Annotated in this window: 12 protein-coding genes; 5 read left to right on the top strand and 7 right to left on the bottom strand. The window is 71.1% G+C overall.

Annotation, left to right across the window (positions count from 1 at the left end; translation table 11 throughout):
• The first annotated feature begins 417 nt into the window (after positions 1-417).
• The 5 genes from solA to ACIOGX_RS01735 all read left to right on the top strand — a co-directional run bounded on the left by solA (position 418) and on the right by ACIOGX_RS01735 (position 5,955).
• A complete protein-coding gene (gene solA, locus ACIOGX_RS01755; protein ID WP_401909342.1) occupies positions 418-1,599 on the top strand; it encodes an N-methyl-L-tryptophan oxidase in 1,182 nt (393 codons plus the stop codon).
• Positions 1,600-1,740: 141 nt separating this feature from the next.
• Positions 1,741-3,012: a Glu/Leu/Phe/Val dehydrogenase dimerization domain-containing protein gene (locus tag ACIOGX_RS01750; protein ID WP_401909339.1), complete on the top strand. Its 1,272-nt coding sequence runs from the start codon at positions 1,741-1,743 to the stop codon at positions 3,010-3,012.
• Entirely contained in the window at positions 2,996-4,123 is a 1,128-nt protein-coding gene (locus ACIOGX_RS01745) for an FAD-dependent oxidoreductase (protein ID WP_401909336.1), read from the top strand. The genes ACIOGX_RS01750 and ACIOGX_RS01745 overlap by 17 nt, the downstream gene beginning before the upstream one ends.
• An 80-nt stretch (positions 4,124-4,203) precedes the next feature.
• Positions 4,204-4,845 (top strand): TetR/AcrR family transcriptional regulator, encoded by a 642-nt coding sequence (locus tag ACIOGX_RS01740; protein WP_356517425.1) that lies wholly within the window; start codon positions 4,204-4,206, stop codon positions 4,843-4,845.
• Positions 4,846-5,010: 165 nt separating this feature from the next.
• Positions 5,011-5,955, top strand: coding sequence for a DMT family transporter (locus tag ACIOGX_RS01735; RefSeq protein ID WP_401909333.1), 945 nt, complete (start codon positions 5,011-5,013; stop codon positions 5,953-5,955).
• Here ACIOGX_RS01735 and ACIOGX_RS01730 read toward each other — a convergent pair.
• The 7 genes from ACIOGX_RS01730 to ACIOGX_RS01700 form a co-directional block, all read right to left on the bottom strand.
• Positions 5,927-7,162: an amidohydrolase family protein gene (locus ACIOGX_RS01730; RefSeq protein ID WP_401909331.1), complete on the bottom strand. Its 1,236-nt coding sequence runs from the start codon at positions 7,160-7,162 to the stop codon at positions 5,927-5,929. The genes ACIOGX_RS01735 and ACIOGX_RS01730 overlap by 29 nt on opposite strands.
• A 66-nt stretch (positions 7,163-7,228) precedes the next feature.
• Entirely contained in the window at positions 7,229-8,803 is a 1,575-nt protein-coding gene (locus tag ACIOGX_RS01725) for a phytoene desaturase family protein (protein ID WP_401909328.1), read from the bottom strand.
• 44 nt (positions 8,804-8,847) lie between these two features.
• Positions 8,848-9,732 (bottom strand): ABC transporter ATP-binding protein, encoded by an 885-nt coding sequence (locus tag ACIOGX_RS01720; RefSeq protein ID WP_356517417.1) that lies wholly within the window; start codon positions 9,730-9,732, stop codon positions 8,848-8,850.
• Positions 9,729-10,727 (bottom strand): ABC transporter ATP-binding protein, encoded by a 999-nt coding sequence (locus tag ACIOGX_RS01715; protein ID WP_401909324.1) that lies wholly within the window; start codon positions 10,725-10,727, stop codon positions 9,729-9,731. The genes ACIOGX_RS01720 and ACIOGX_RS01715 overlap by 4 nt, the downstream gene beginning before the upstream one ends.
• Positions 10,724-11,644 (bottom strand): ABC transporter permease, encoded by a 921-nt coding sequence (locus tag ACIOGX_RS01710; RefSeq protein WP_401909321.1) that lies wholly within the window; start codon positions 11,642-11,644, stop codon positions 10,724-10,726. Before ACIOGX_RS01710 ends, ACIOGX_RS01715 begins: the two co-directional genes overlap by 4 nt.
• Positions 11,629-12,573 carry an ABC transporter permease gene (locus ACIOGX_RS01705; RefSeq protein WP_401909318.1) on the bottom strand — a complete coding sequence of 315 codons (945 nt, stop codon included), beginning with the start codon at positions 12,571-12,573 and terminating at the stop codon, positions 11,629-11,631. Before ACIOGX_RS01705 ends, ACIOGX_RS01710 begins: the two co-directional genes overlap by 16 nt.
• Positions 12,570-14,243 (bottom strand): ABC transporter substrate-binding protein, encoded by a 1,674-nt coding sequence (locus tag ACIOGX_RS01700; RefSeq protein WP_401909315.1) that lies wholly within the window; start codon positions 14,241-14,243, stop codon positions 12,570-12,572. Before ACIOGX_RS01700 ends, ACIOGX_RS01705 begins: the two co-directional genes overlap by 4 nt.
• Positions 14,244-14,411: the final 168 nt, after the last annotated feature.

Raw genomic sequence — 14,411 nt, 5'->3', positions numbered from 1 at the left:
CGTGCCGGCAACTCCTCTCTGCGAAGGGGAGGTTGGGGTGGGGGCGGGGGGCGATCACCCGGAGGGGCACGGTCCGTACCGGTCCGGCCTCCGGTCTTCCGGTGGTCACTACTGACTGACGGAACAGTCAAGTAAGGGGAAGCATGTGGCGGCCCTCAAGCCTTGTCAATGCTTCTCGCGCGATATTCCCGAAGCCCGCGCGACACCACCGGCGACCCGCTCTTGACAGGCGCGAATCCGTTACTGCATCGTCGTTCAGTATTCGCTCCCTCGCGGGGGCCGCCCTCACGCGTCGGCCCCGCCCCGGGGCGCCGTTCCGACCACCGCGAGTGGTTCCCGAGCCCTTTCCGTCGTCGCCGTTCCCCGTGGCCCAGTCCGCGGAACGCGCGACACGAGCTCCACGTCGAGAGGCCACCTATGAACGTGCACACAGGGACCGAGTCGTTCGATGTCGTCGTCGTGGGTCTGGGAGGACTCGGCTCCGCCGCGGCCTGGCATCTCGCGGCTTCGGGGCGGCGTGTGCTCGGACTGGAACAGTTCGCGCTCGGCCACGAACGCGGCGCGTCGCACGACACGTCACGCATCCTCCGGCACAGCTACCACCGACCCGACTACGTGCGCCTGACCCGCCACGCGTACGACGACTGGGCCCGCCTGGAGCAGGCCGCCGGTGAGCGGTTCGTCACGCGCACGGGCGGAGTCGATCTGTGCCCGGAGAACTCCGGCCTCCCGCTCGACGACTACTGGCAGAGCCTCGCCGCCGAGCGGATCCCCTACGAACTCCTGGACGCGGACGAGGTACGCGTCCGCTGGCCCCAGATCGCCGTCCCCGACGGCACGACGGCGATGTACCAGGAACGTACGTCCATCGTGCCCGCGGCGCGGTCCACGGCCGCGATGCAGCGGCTGGCCGTCGAGGCGGGCGCCCGGCTGCGGGACAACACACCGGTCACCGGGATACGGCACGGCGCACACGGGGTGGAGGTCATCACACCGCACGCGCGCTACTCCGCCGACCAGGTCGTGCTGTGCACGGACGCGTGGGCCAACACCCTTCTGGAGCCGCTGGGATGGGACATCCCGCTGGTGGTGCTGGAGGAACAGGTCACCTACTTCGAGCCGGCGGACCCGGCCCGGTTCGCACCCGGGGCCTTCCCCGTCTGGATCTGGCTCGACGACCCGTGCTTCTACGGCTTCCCGGCCTACGGCGAGGCGACGGTGAAGGCCGGTCAGGACTGCGGCGGTCCGGAGGTCCGGCCGGACGACCGGTCCGGTACGACCGACCCGGACATGCTGCGCCTGCTGTCCCGCTTCATGGAGGAACGGTTCCCCGGGAGCGGCCGGCCGGTCCGGTCCAAGCGCTGTCTGTACACCCTCACACCGGACCGCGACTTCGTGCTCGGCCCGGTACCGGGCGCGGAGCGGGTGCTGGTGGGCCTCGGCGCCGCGCACGCCTTCAAGTTCGCGCCCACGCTCGGCCGGATGCTGTCCGAGCTCGCGCGGGACCCGGCGCTCGCGACGGCCGAGCCCTACACGACGTTCCGGCTCGACCGGCCCGCGCTGACCGACCGCGACCACCCGGTCAACTGGATGACCTGACCGCCCCGGGCGTCCCGCCTCTCCGTACGGCGCCCCGCTTCCCGGAACGGCGCCCCGCGTCACCGGAGCAGGCGGCCGTCCCCCCCTCGCCCCCTTGAGAACGCACCCGTCTGCGACGAGTGCCCGCACCGGACGGAAGCCATGACAGCCAGCCCGCTCAGCACTCCCCGCACGACCACCACCGTCGCCGCACCGCCGCACCTTCAGATGATCTGGACCGACCCGGTCACCGGACGGCAGGGATTCGTCGTCATCGACCGGCTGGTCAGAGGCGTCGCCAGCGGAGGACTCCGCATGCGCGAGGGGTGCACACTCGACGAGGTGCGTGGCCTGGCGGCCGGAATGACCCGCAAGGAAGCGCTCCACTACGACCCGGTCAGCCGGTACATCCCGCTCGGTGGCGCGAAGGGCGGCATCGATTGCAGTCCGCACGATCCGGAGGCCCGTGCCGTCCTCGGCCGCTTCCTCGACGCCGTACGGTCCGTCCTGAAACACCACTGGACCACCGGCGAGGACCTGGGGCTGCGCCAGGACACCATCGACGACGTCCTCACCGAACTGGGCCTGGACAGTTCCATCGAGGCCATCTACCCCCTGCTGGACGATGCCGCGGAGGCGCGCCGACGACTGGCGGACGCGTTCGCCGTCGATGTCGACGGCATCCCGCTCCCCGAACTCGTCGGCGGTCTCGGTGTCGCCGAATCGGCCCTCACCGCCCTCGACCACCTCGGTATCGCCCGCCCATCGGCGCGGGCCGTCGTCCAGGGATTCGGATCCATGGGCGGCGCGACCGCCCGCTACCTCGCGCGCGCGGGCGTCACGGTGGTGGGTCTGGCCGACGCCCGGGGCGTGATCGTCAACCCCGAGGGACTCGACGTCGAGCGGCTGCTCCTCACCCGCGACGCCCTGGGCGGAATCGACCGCGCGCAGCTGAGCCCCGGGGACAGCCTGGCCGCCGGTGACGCGTGGCTCGACATCGACTGCGAGATCCTCGTCCCGGCGGCGGTCTCCTACTGCATCGACGCGTCCGGCCAGGCACGGATCAAGGCCCGCGTCATCGCCGAGGCCGCCAACATGCCCACGCTCCCCGAGGCGGAAGCCGCGCTGCACGCGCGCGGCACCCTCGTCCTGCCCGACTTCGTGGCCAACTCGGCGACGAACGCGTGGTGGTGGTGGACGCTCTTCGGTGATATCGGCGCCGACCCGGCCCAGGCCCACGCCAAGGTCAGGGAAGCCATGAGCCGCCTCACCGCCGACATGCTCTCGGACGCCGGGAAGCACGGTGTCACGCCGCGTGAAGCGGCGCTCGGGGTCGTGGACCGCAAGATCGCTCACATCGAGGCCCGGTTCGGCCGGCACGCCGGGCCCGCCGGAACACACCCCACCGGAGGCGGCCATGACGACCCGTGCTGAACTCATCGTGATCGGTGGCGGGCTGATGGGCGCCGCCACCGCCTGGGCGGCCTCGCGCCGCGGCCTGTCGGTGCTCCTGCTGGAGCAGTTCGATCCCGGGCACCATCAGGGCAGTTCGCACGGCAGCGCGCGTATCGTCCGGCGCGGTTACGAGGACGCGCTGTACACCGAGCTGACCGGAAGGTCGTTCGAACTCTGGCGGGAGCTGGAGTCCGACGCGGGTGTGTCGTTGCTGCGGATGCTCGGCAGCCTGGACTTCGGAACGGACCAGTACGCCGGTGCGGTCGCCGCGCGGCTCGCCGCCGCGGGTGTGGACCACGAGGTGCTGGACGCGCGGGAGGCGGAACGCCGCTGGCCGGGCATGCGCTTCGAGGGCCCGGTCGTCCATCACACGCAGGGCGGGACCGTCGACGCCGCTTCGGCGGTGACCGCGTTCCTGGACCGCGCCGTCCACAGGGGCGCGACCGTCCGGTACGGCGCGGCGGTCCGCTCGCTCGACGCGACGACGGACGGGGTCCGCGTCCTGCTGGCCGACGGCGACACCCTGCGGGCCGAGCGGGTCGTCGTCGCCGCCGGGGCGTGGACGGCGGGGCTGCTCGGCGCGCACCTCGCCCTGCCCCCGCTGACGGTCACCCAGCAGGACACCTTCCATTTCCCGCGGCTGGATCCGGCGGCCCCCGCGTGGCCCAGCGTCCTCCACGAGCGGGGGGACGGGATCTACCACCTGGCGGGCGGCCGTGACGGCGGGCCGGACGACGACCGCAAGATCGGCGAGCACTACAGCGGCCGGAGGACGACCGCCACCGGCAGGGACGGCGTGATCACTCCGCGCTCGCGGGCCCGGGTCACCGAGTACGTGAAGCGGTGGCTGCCCGGTCTGGATCCGACGCCGCGCTCCGAGAGCAGCTGCCTGTTCACCTTCACGCCGAGCGAGGACTTCCTGCTCGACCGCGTCGGACCGTTCGTCGTCTGCTCGCCCTGCTCGGGGCACGGGGCGAAGTTCGCGCCGCTCATCGGCGAACTCACGACGGACCTGGCGACCGGGGCCGGAGGACCGCCCGAGCGGTTCCGGCTCGCCGCCCACGTCCTCGGCGCCGAGGGTTCCCGCTGACCGGCGCCCGCCGATCGTCCCCTGGGGGCCGGCCGGGCGTCCTGACACGCGAGTCAGGACGCCCGGGTAGGGTGTCCTCCGTGGCACGCAAAAAGGTTGTCCTGAGGCGTGAGGAAATCCTCGAAGCGACAGTGGAGCAGATCAAGCAGCGGGGCATCGCGACCACGCGGGTCGCCGATGTCGCCGGGGCGCTGAAGGTGAGCAGTGGGCTGGTCCACTACCACTTCGCGACCAAGGAACTGCTCGTGGAGGAAGCCTTCGCCTACGCGGCGCGGCGCGAGATGGAGGCCCTGCGGACGACGGTCGCCCGGTCCGGGTCCGTGGTGGCCCGGATGAAAGCGCTGATCCGGCTGTACGCGCCGACGGGACAGGCGCCCGGCTGGCGGCTGTGGATCGACGGCTGGTCGGCGGGCATGCGGGACAAGGGTCTCCACGACGTGATGCGCGAGATGGACGAGGAGTGGAAGTCCCGCATCACCGCGCTGGTCCAGGAGGGAATGGACAACGGGGAGTTCCGGTGCGCCGACGCGCGGGTGGTGGCGTGGCGCATCACGGTCTTCCTCGACGGTCTCGCCGTGCAGCTCGTCGCCCGGCGCGGAGCCCTGGAGAAGGCGGAGGCCGCGCAGTGGGTGCGTGAGCATGTGGCCGGGCAGCTCGGGATCGATCCCGCGGTCCTCGGTCCGCGCCGTACCGCCGGGCAGCCGGCCGCCGACATCTCCTGAACCTCCCGAGACATGGCCTCGGCCGTACGCCGAGGCCGGTGGGCATCGTCACGAACCCAGCTATTGACTGACGAATCAGTCAGTAAATACGCTCGATCAATACGCTGTGATGGGCGAACGCCCGTCGTGGCCCAACCGACCGCCGCGTACCGCGAGGGGGACTCAGTGGTGTCGACGCGTCAGACGGGAAACGTCCCCGGCCGGAGGGACCCGGGCCGCCGCATCGCCTTCCTGGCGCTGACATGTGCCACCGCGGTCTGGGGCTGGAGCTATCTGGCGACGGTCTGGCTCCTCCCGGAAATGGGCACGGCCAGTCTGGTCGCCGTCCGTTTCCTCCTCGCCGGACTGATCATGGTGGCGGTCCGGCCCCGCGCGGTCCTGGCGCTCGGCCGCCGGCACACGCTCGCCGGACTGGGCCTCGCCTGCTTCCTCGGATCCGGGACGCTCCTCCAGGTCCAGGGGCAGCACTACCTCCCCGCCTCCCAATCCGGCTTCCTCACCTCGCTGTTCGTGATCCTGACGCCGCTGGTGGCGCGGATCCTCTTCAAGACGAAGGTGACGCGGGGCGTCTGGGGCGGTGTGATCGCGGCGACGGCGGGCCTGGGCGTCATCGCCTTCAACGGGGTCTCCTTCAGCTTCGGCACCTGGCTGACCCTGGCGGGCGCGCTGTCGTACTCGGTGCAGATGGCACTCCTGTCGGCGTACTCGTCGGCCGACAAGGTCTACGGGCTGGCCACACTCCAGATCCTCGGCACCGGCGTGATCGCCTCGATCTGGGCGGTACCGAGCGGGATCGACCTGCCGGACACCCCGGCCGGCTGGGGCTGGCTCGCCTACTCGACCCTGCTGGCGACACTCGGCATGTACGTGGTGCAGACCTGGGCACAGTCCCGGCTCACCGCCGCGAGCGCCGCGGTCGTCATGGCCTGCGAACCACTGTTCGTGGCCCTCTTCAGCCTGCTCGTGGGGGCTTCCCTGTCGGACCGGACGATCGTCGGCGGACTGCTGATCCTGCTGGCGATGTACCTCGTCATCGCCGTCGACCGCCCGGTCGCGCCACCACTCGCGGATCCGCTCGCCGTCAACCCCGCGCCGCCAGAACGTTCTTGACGATCTGTCCGCCCTTCATGACGAAACGCACGTCCGTGAACGCCGACAGATCGCCGGACGTGCCCGGGACGGCGATGAGATCGGCGTACTTGCCCGGTGTGATCGAACCGACCCTGTCCTCCCAGCCCATGCACTCGGCGCTGGTGAGCGTGGCCGTACGCAGCGCCTGCGCCGGCGTCATGCCGTACGCGCACAGGGTCGTGAGCTGACGGGCCTGCATGCCGTGCGGGAACCCGCCGGCGTCCGTACCGAAGCCGATCTTCACACCGGCCCGCACGGCCTTCGTGAACGCCTGGCGCTGTGCTTCGGTGGCGTGGTCGTTCTTGGCCTGTGACTCGGCGTCGAACCCCGCGGCGTCCGCGTGCTCGGCGAGCCAGTCGCTCCACCAGAGGTCGGCGGAGAGATAGGTGCCGTGCTCCAGCATGAGCTCGATGCCCTCGTCGTCGAGATAGCAGCCGTGCTCGATGGAACGCACGCCGGCGCGGGCCGCCCTCCTGATGCCCTCGCTGCCGTGGGCGTGCACCGCGACGTACGCCCCGTAGAGAGCCGCCTCCTCCACCGCGGCGCGGATCTGCGCCTCGGTGAGTTCCGGTGCGCCGGGGACGGTGCCCGTCGCCATGACCGCGCCGGTGCCGATCAGCTTGATCAGGTCGGCGCCGCCGTGCAGGATCTGCCGGACACGTTCGCGTACGTCGTCCACGTCCCGCACGGAACCGAAGCGGAACTCCCTGGGCAGTTCGATGTCGTGGGCCAGACCGGTGATCATCCCGCCCCCGGTGGAGACCGTCACATAGGCCCCGGCGACGGCCATCCGGGGCCCGATGACGATGCCGCTGTTGATCGCGTCCCGCAGGGCCGTGTCGACGAACGCACGGAAGACGCCCACGTCCCGGACCGTGGTGAAGCCGGCGAGCAGGGTGTCGCGCGCGTGGTTGATCGATTCGAACGCCTGCCGCGCGGCACTCTGCTTGATCTCCTGTACCGGGTCCCCGCAGGCGGCGATACCGACCAGATGGGTGTGCAGGTCGATCAGGCCGGGGCTGAGCGTGGCCTCGCCCAGATCGATGACCTCGACACCGCCGGGAACCGGCGCCGCGCCGGGCAGCACCGCCCGGATCCGTTCCCCTTCCACCAGCACGGTCCGGTCGGTCAGTACCTCACCGGCCTCGACATCCATCAGGCGCGCGCAACGCAACGCGAGGGCCATCAGTCCTCCTCGACGAGTTGAACGCGGAGGCCGGGAACGTCCCGGCCTCCGCGCGACGGTACGAACTCACTGCTCCAGCACGGCCATGGCCGCGTTGTGACCGGGGATACCGCTCACACCGCCGCCGCGCACCGCGCCGGCGCCGCAGAGCAGCACGTTCTTGTGCGAGGTCTCGACTCCCCAGCGGCCGGTACCCCTCTCCTCGTCGGCGAACGGGAACGCCAGCGACCGGTGGAAGATGTTTCCCCGTGGCAACCGCAGCTCCTCCTCCAGGTCGAGGGGGGTCTTCGCCTCGACGCACGGCCTGCCGTCCCCGTCCAGCGCCAGACAGTCGGCGATCGGCTCGTCCAGCACCGCGTCGAGTTCGGCGAGAGCCGTCTTGAGCAGCGCCTCCCGCTTCGCCGCGTTGTCCTCGGCGAACAGCCGCGCCGGTGCGTGGACTCCGAACATCGTCAGTGTCTGATAGCCGCGGGCGACCAGCTCGGGGGCGAGGATGGTGGGGTCGGTGAGCGAATGGCAGTAGATCTCCGAGGGAGGTGACGACGGCAGCGAGCCTCCGGCGGCCTCCCGGTAGGCCGTGGCCAGTTGTCCGTAGCCCTCCGCGATGTGGAACGTACCGGAGAACGCCTCGCGCGGGTCGACGGAGGTGTCGCGCAGCCGAGGCAGCCGGCGCAGCAGCATGTTGACCTTGAGCTGGGCGCCCTCGGCCCGCTCGGCCGGGGCCTCGTCGCCGACGAGCTGGGCGAGGGCCTCGGGGGAGGCGTTCACCAGGACCTTGCGGGCCGCGACGGTGCCCTCTCCCTCCCGGGTGCGGTAGGTGACGACCGAGTGGGGATCGTCCGGGTCGATGCGGAGCACTTCGTGACCGGTGACGATCTCGGTCCCGGCCGCGCGGGCCGCACGGGCCAGCGCGTCGGTGAAGGCGCCCATGCCGCCGACCGGAACGTCCCAGTCTCCCGTGCCCCCGCCGATCACGTGGTACAGGAAGCAGATGTTCTGGGCCAGGGAGGCGTCGTGCGCGTCGCTGAAGGTGCCGATGATGCCGTCGGTGAGAACGACGCCGCGCACCAGGTCGTCCTTGAACTTCTCCTCGATCGCGACGCCCAGCGGCTGCTCGAAGAGCATGTGCCAGGCGGTGTCGTCGCCGATCCGCGCGCGAAGCGCCTCGCGGCTGGGCAACGGCTCGGTGAGCGTGGGGAAGACGCTCCGGGCGACGCGCTCGGTCGTGGCGTAGAAGTCCTGCCACGCCGCGTACTCGGCATCGGATCCCGTGAGAGCGCGGAAGGACGCGCGGGTGCGCTCCTCACCGCCACCGATGAACAGCCCGGTGGCACGGCCGTCGCGCACCGTGGGCGTGTAGGACGCCACCGTGCGCTTCCGTACGGCGAAACTCAGGCCGAGGTCGTCGACGACCTTCGACGGCAGCAGGGAGACGAGGTACGAATAGCGGGACAGGCGCGCGTCCACGCCGGCGAAGGCCCGGGTCGAGACGGCGGCGCCGCCCGTGACGTCGAGACGTTCGAGGACGAGTACGGAGCGTCCTTCCCGGGCGAGATAGGCGGCGGCGACCAGCCCGTTGTGCCCACCACCGACAATGACGACGTCGTAGACGTCCCTGGTGAATTCCGCGTGTGCAGCCATGACGGTAATATTCCGTTCCTTTCGTGTCTCCTGGACATCCAGGGTCATACGGGCGCCTGCTCCGCGCCCTCCGGTGCGGCCGGGGAGCCGGGCGCCGGCTTGGCGCCGATGCGCCGTTCCCGGGGCGAGACGGCGGGGACCGCGCCGAGCAGCCGCCGCGTGTACGCGTGCCGGGGACGGTGGGTGACCTGGTCCGCGCCGCCGCGCTCCACGACCGTGCCACGCAGCAGCACATCGACCTCGTCGCTGATCCGGCGGACGACGTCCAGATCGTGGGTGATGAACAAGTAGGCCAGTCCGCGCCGCCGTTGGAGGTCCAGAAGCAGATTGAGGATCTGTGCCTGGACGGAGACGTCGAGCGCCGACGTGGGCTCGTCACAGATGACCAGGTCGGGGTCGGTGGCCAGGGCCCGTGCGATGCAGACGCGTTGTCGCTGGCCTCCGGAGAACCGGTGCGGGTAGGCATCGGGTTCGACGCCCTCCATACCGACGGCGTCGAGCAGTTCGCGGACGCGGCCCCGTTCGTCGTGCCGGTGCAGCCGGTGGGCGCGCAGCGGCTCCGCGACGGCCTCGCCGATCGTCAGCCGTGGATCGAGCGACTCGTAGGGGTCCTGGAAGACCATGCCGACACTGCGGTGGAACGCCTGCCTGGCGCGACGGCCCCGGACCGTCTCGCCGCGGAAGCGCACGGTGCCGCTGTCGGCGCGCTCCAGCCCCACGAGGACACGCGCGAGAGTGGACTTGCCCGAGCCGGACTCGCCCACGATGCTCACCGTGCGGCCCGCCTCGATACGCAGGTCCACCGCGTCGAGCGCGGTGTAACGGCCGTAGCGTTTGGTGATGCCGGTCGCCTCCAGCAGCGGCGTCGCGTCGCCGGTGGCGTGCTCGGCATGCCCGGCCTCGTTCACCGGACGTTCTGCCGTGTTCATCGGACGTCCTCCAGACGGTGGCAGGCCGCGACGTGGTCCGCCGACAGCCGCAGGGGCTCGGGGAGATCGGTGCCGCAGCGGACATCCGCGTGCGGACACCTGGTGTGGAAGGGGCAGCCCGCGGGGGGACCACCGATGGGCGGGCTCCCGGAGATCGTGGTGAAGGGCTCCTTGGGCCCGGCGCCGCGACCGCTCCGGAAGCACTTGAGCAGGGCCTGGGTGTACGGGTGCTCGGCGCCCTCGAAGAGGGTGAGCACATCGGTGTGCTCGACCAGCCGGCCGCCGTAGAGCACCGCGACATGGTCGGCGATCTCCGCGACGACCGACATGTCGTGGGTGATCCAGACGACGGTGAGTCCGTACTCCTGCTGGAGCCGGCTGATCAGTCCGAGGATCTCGGCCTGCACGGTCACGTCCAGCGCGGTGGTCGGCTCGTCGGCGATGAGCAGCTGGGGATGGAAGGCGAGCGCCATCGCGATGATCACGCGCTGCCGCATGCCGCCGGAGAGCGCGTGGGGGTAGAGCCGGGCGACGCGATCGGGGTCCGGGATGCCGACATCGGCGAGGGCCTCACGAGCCAGCCGGTCGGCCTCCGGCCTGCCCGCCCCGTTGCGGACGCGGTGGACCTCCGCGATCTGTTTCCCCACGCGGATCACGGGGTTGAGGGCCGCGGAGGCGTCCTGCGCGAGGTAGGCCGCGGTGCGGCCCCGCGCCTCGCGCAGGGCCTTGCCGTCGAGTGCGGTCAGTTCCACGTCCCCGACCCGCACCGACCCGGTGGTGATCCGCGCGCCCGCCGGGAGAATCCGGCCCGCGGCCAGGGCGAGCGTGGACTTGCCGGAACCGGACTCGCCGACGAGGGCCGTGGTGGTGCCGGCCGGTACGTGGAGCGTGACGTCCCGCAGGGCGGGAAAGTCGCCGTAGGCGACGCCGAGACCGTCGATCGCGACGTCACTGCCGAGGCGGCGCGCGGTGGGTGTCTCCGGGGTGGGGGTCATGGTGTCTCCGATGCGGCACGGGGGTCGATGGCGGTCCTGACCAGGTCCACCAGCAGGTTCGCCGTCACGACGAGGGACGCGGCGACGATCACCGTGCCGGTGAGCAGCGGACGGTCGAGCGCGGCGAACGCCGATGTCTGCATCTGGCCGATGCCCGGCCACCCGAAGATCGTCTCGACGAAGACGACGCCGGAGAGGAACACCGCCACGTCCATGCCGAGCAGGGTCGTCACCGGGGACGCCGTATTGCGCAGCACATGCCGGGTCACGATCCGGCGGCGGCTCAGGCCCTTGGCGACCGCCGTCCGCACATAGGCCGAGGAGAGCGCCTCGCGCACACTGTCCCGGACGACGTTCGCGTAATAGGGGGCGCCGAGGATCCCGAGCGTCATCGCCGGCAGCACGATCTGTGCCGGACCGGTTCCGCCGTCGATCGGGAAGACCGGCAGCTTGTATCCGAAGAAGAGCAGCAGCAGGAAGCCGAGCGAGAACACGGGCATCGACAGCAGGCCCACGTTGATGGTGGCCAGCAGCCAGCTGCGCCTGGGCCGCAGCGCCTCCCACAGTCCCCACAGACCGCCGAGGACCAGCTCCACCGTGAGGGCGGCTGCCGCGAGGACGGCGGTGGCGGGAAGCCGTTCGAGGATCAGCGAGAGGACGGGACGGTCGTGGGAGTAGGAGGTGCCCAGGTCTCCGGTGGCCACGGAGCCCAGATAGTGGCCGAGCTGCGACCAGAGGGGGTCGTCCAGCCGGAGCCTCCCGCGGATCTCGGAGAGGACCTCGGGACTGGCCTTGGGACCCGCGATGCTGCGGGCCGGGTCGCCGGGGACCACGTACTGAAGGACGAAGGTGAGCAGGACCACCGCGGTGACGGTGAACAGGCCCAGCAGGATGCGTATGCCTATGCGTCGAGCCATGAGCGTCGCTCCGAGAGTGGGTTGCGGCGGTTCAGCCCTTCGGCGATCAGAACGAAGGCCAGGACGGTCGCGATGACGAGGGCGAGGGGAATGAACAGGGTGTGCGGGGCGTAGGTCATGCTGTCGGACCCGTCCGCGAGCATGTTGCCGATCTCCGGGGTGGGCGGCTGGATCCCCGCCCCGAGGTACGACAGGCCGGCGCCGACCACCACGACGGCCGCGCCGTTGAGCGCCGCGACGTTGAGCAGGACCGTGGACAGATGGGGCAGCACATGGCGGCGCAGTGCGGTGTGGCGGCGCACACCGTGCGCGAGGGCCGCCTCGACGTATCCGCGGTTGCGCAGCCGCAGCGTCTCACCGTGTACCAGCCGCGCGGTCCAGGCCCAGTACAGGGCTGTGACGACGATGATGATGCCGGTGGTGCCACGGCCCACGATGCTCGCGAGCGCGAGACCCGACAGCACGGTGGGGATGGACAGGAACACATCGACCAGACGCATCAGGCACTGCTCGATCCAGCCCTGGTAGAAACCGGCGACGAGCCCCACCACCGCGCCCAGTCCGACGGAGGTGATGTTGGCGACGAGCGCGATGACCAGCGTGGCCCGCAGTCCGTGGAGCGAACGGGCGAGCAGGTCACGGCCGATGGCGTCGGTCCCGAGCGGGTGGCCGTCCGCGCCGATCCCGGCGGGCAGACCGTTGGCGGTGAGACTGTCGGTGTGAATCGTGTACGGCGATCCGGCCAGGGGGGCCAGCAGCGCCAGCAGGCCCAGCACACCGAGCAGGCAGAGCCCGGCGAGCCACAGACGGCTCCCCTTGTCCCGCGCGGACCGGGACCCCGCGGTGGCCGGTCCGGGGAGACCGTTCCCCGGGGCGGATTTCGCCGCCGTGGAGGCGGCCGTCCGCGTGGTGACGGGAAGAGTGCTCATCGTTTCACCCACAACCGGTCGTAGTACGTGCCGGTCTCTCCGCGCATCTGGTAGTTGCGGACCTCCGGTGCGCGTGCGGCGAGGAAGTTCATGCTCCCGATGAAGATCCCGGCGGCGTCCCGGACGAGTTCCTCCTCGACCTCCGCGAGGAGCGAGTTGGCCGCCTCCGCGGTGGGCGCCTTCCGGGCCCTGGCCGTCAGGGCGTCCACACGAGTGTTCGCGTACCCGGAGTAGTTCTGGGCGGCGGACGAGGTGAAGCAGGACGAGGCGGTTTCGAGGGCGCTGTCCAGCGTGACGTACAGGTGGGAGCCGTAGAGATCGCCCTCGCCCTTCGACGTGGCCAGCTCGAACGCGGACTGGCTCATGGCGTTCAGGCTGATCTCCACCCCCACCGCCTTGAGCTGCTGCTGGAGGACCTGGCCCAGCAGCGGCCAGGGATCCTGGGTGCCGTGCAGGAAGTCCAGGCGGAGGCGGCGCACCCCCGCCTGTTCGAGGAGGCCGCGGGCCCGCTCGGGATCGTGGGTGTACGGCTTCGCCGTGCGCCGGTACCGGCTGAGCCGCTTGGGGAAGGGACATCCCCACGGATCCGACAGGCCGAAGGACAGCCGCATGAGCTGTTCCCGGTCGACCGCCCAGTTCAGGGCCTGCCGCACACGCGGATCACGGAGTTCCGCGCGCTTGTTGTTCGCCGAGACCCACTGGCTGCCGCGCACCGGGACGGTCTGTACGTACCGCTCGCGCATGGACGGGTCGGCGGTGAACCTGGCGGCCTGGCTGGCCACCAGCCCTTCACCGAGCACATCGACCCTGCCCCCGCTGAGCTGGAGCGTCTGAAGGGGATAGTCGATGCCCCAGCGGTACTCCAGGGTGTCGATGAGCGGGGTGCCGCGCCAGAAGTACCGGTCGAACGCGGTGAAGACCGCTCGCCGGCCCTTGCTGTCGTACCGGGCGATGCGGAAGGGGCCGTTGCCGACCGGAGTGCGGCCGAAGTCCGGGCCGAGGCGGCGGATCTCCTCCTGGGGCAGGGCGGCGGTGTAGGGCATGCACAGCACCGCGAGCAGCAGGACGTCCGGCTCGGTGAGCTGGATCCGCAGTGTGTGCGCGTCCAGCGCCCGCAGTCCGCTGACCTTCGCCGCCTTCTGCTGGTTGACGGCCTCGGCCCCCTCGATCCCGAAGAGATAGCTGGACGCCCAGGACGCCAGTTCGGGATCCAGCAGACGCGTCCACGTGTAGATGTAGTCCTCGGCCGTGACCGGCCGGCCGTTGTGGAATCGCACGTCCCGCCGCAGGGGGACGGTGTACACCCTCCGGTCCGCCGATATCCGGGGCATGGCCGCCGCGGCGTGCGGGGCGGGTCCTTCGTTCTGCCGGGCGTACTGGTACAGCGGGGCGTACAGGACCGTCGAGATGGCCTCCCAGCTGTGCAGATCCCAGCCGATCGCCGGGTCGTAGGACTGTGCCTCGTTCGACCAGGCCGTGATCACCCTGCCCTCGCGCCGTGCGCCGGCCGGGTCACCCGGCCCCGGCGCCCATTCCACGACATCGGCCACGGGGCCGGGCCGGGAGCGCGGCGGACCGGCGTCGCAGCCGCTCAGCAGCACGCCCGCGGCGCCCGCGGCCCCTGTGGTCAGCACCTGTCGTCGGGTCGGTTTGTGGTGTGGTCCGGCCATGAGAGTCCTCTCCTGAAGCTGCCGCTGCGCGGAATGACCGGACGGCGGGGCAAGTCCTGGCCTCGGATGTGAGGTATGGCGTTTCACCTGGAGGCACGCCATCGGGAGCATGGGGCTGCGCGGGAGCCGGGGACGGTCCTCCCCGGGCGATGGTGTGATCCGGGTGGC

The sequence above is a fragment of the Streptomyces sp. NPDC088147 genome (assembly GCF_044741565.1).
Taxonomy (GTDB): domain Bacteria; phylum Actinomycetota; class Actinomycetes; order Streptomycetales; family Streptomycetaceae; genus Streptomyces.
Note: the sequence above shows the minus strand (reverse complement) of the source record. Positions and strands in the feature narration are given on the sequence as shown.

Bases quoted from the DNA above. Each gene is read 5' to 3' on its own strand.
- solA (WP_401909342.1), top strand. From the start codon at position 418: ATGAACGTGCACACAGGGACCGAGTCGTTCGATGTCGTCGTCGTGGGT.
- ACIOGX_RS01750 (WP_401909339.1), top strand. From the start codon at position 1,741: ATGACAGCCAGCCCGCTCAGCACTCCCCGCACGACCACCACCGTCGCC.
- ACIOGX_RS01745 (WP_401909336.1), top strand. From the start codon at position 2,996: ATGACGACCCGTGCTGAACTCATCGTGATCGGTGGCGGGCTGATGGGC.
- ACIOGX_RS01730 (WP_401909331.1), bottom strand. From the start codon at position 7,162: ATGGCCCTCGCGTTGCGTTGCGCGCGCCTGATGGATGTCGAGGCCGGT.
- ACIOGX_RS01725 (WP_401909328.1), bottom strand. From the start codon at position 8,803: ATGGCTGCACACGCGGAATTCACCAGGGACGTCTACGACGTCGTCATT.
- ACIOGX_RS01720 (WP_356517417.1), bottom strand. From the start codon at position 9,732: ATGAACACGGCAGAACGTCCGGTGAACGAGGCCGGGCATGCCGAGCAC.
- ACIOGX_RS01715 (WP_401909324.1), bottom strand. From the start codon at position 10,727: ATGACCCCCACCCCGGAGACACCCACCGCGCGCCGCCTCGGCAGTGAC.
- ACIOGX_RS01710 (WP_401909321.1), bottom strand. From the start codon at position 11,644: ATGGCTCGACGCATAGGCATACGCATCCTGCTGGGCCTGTTCACCGTC.
- ACIOGX_RS01705 (WP_401909318.1), bottom strand. From the start codon at position 12,573: ATGAGCACTCTTCCCGTCACCACGCGGACGGCCGCCTCCACGGCGGCG.
- ACIOGX_RS01700 (WP_401909315.1), bottom strand. From the start codon at position 14,243: ATGGCCGGACCACACCACAAACCGACCCGACGACAGGTGCTGACCACA.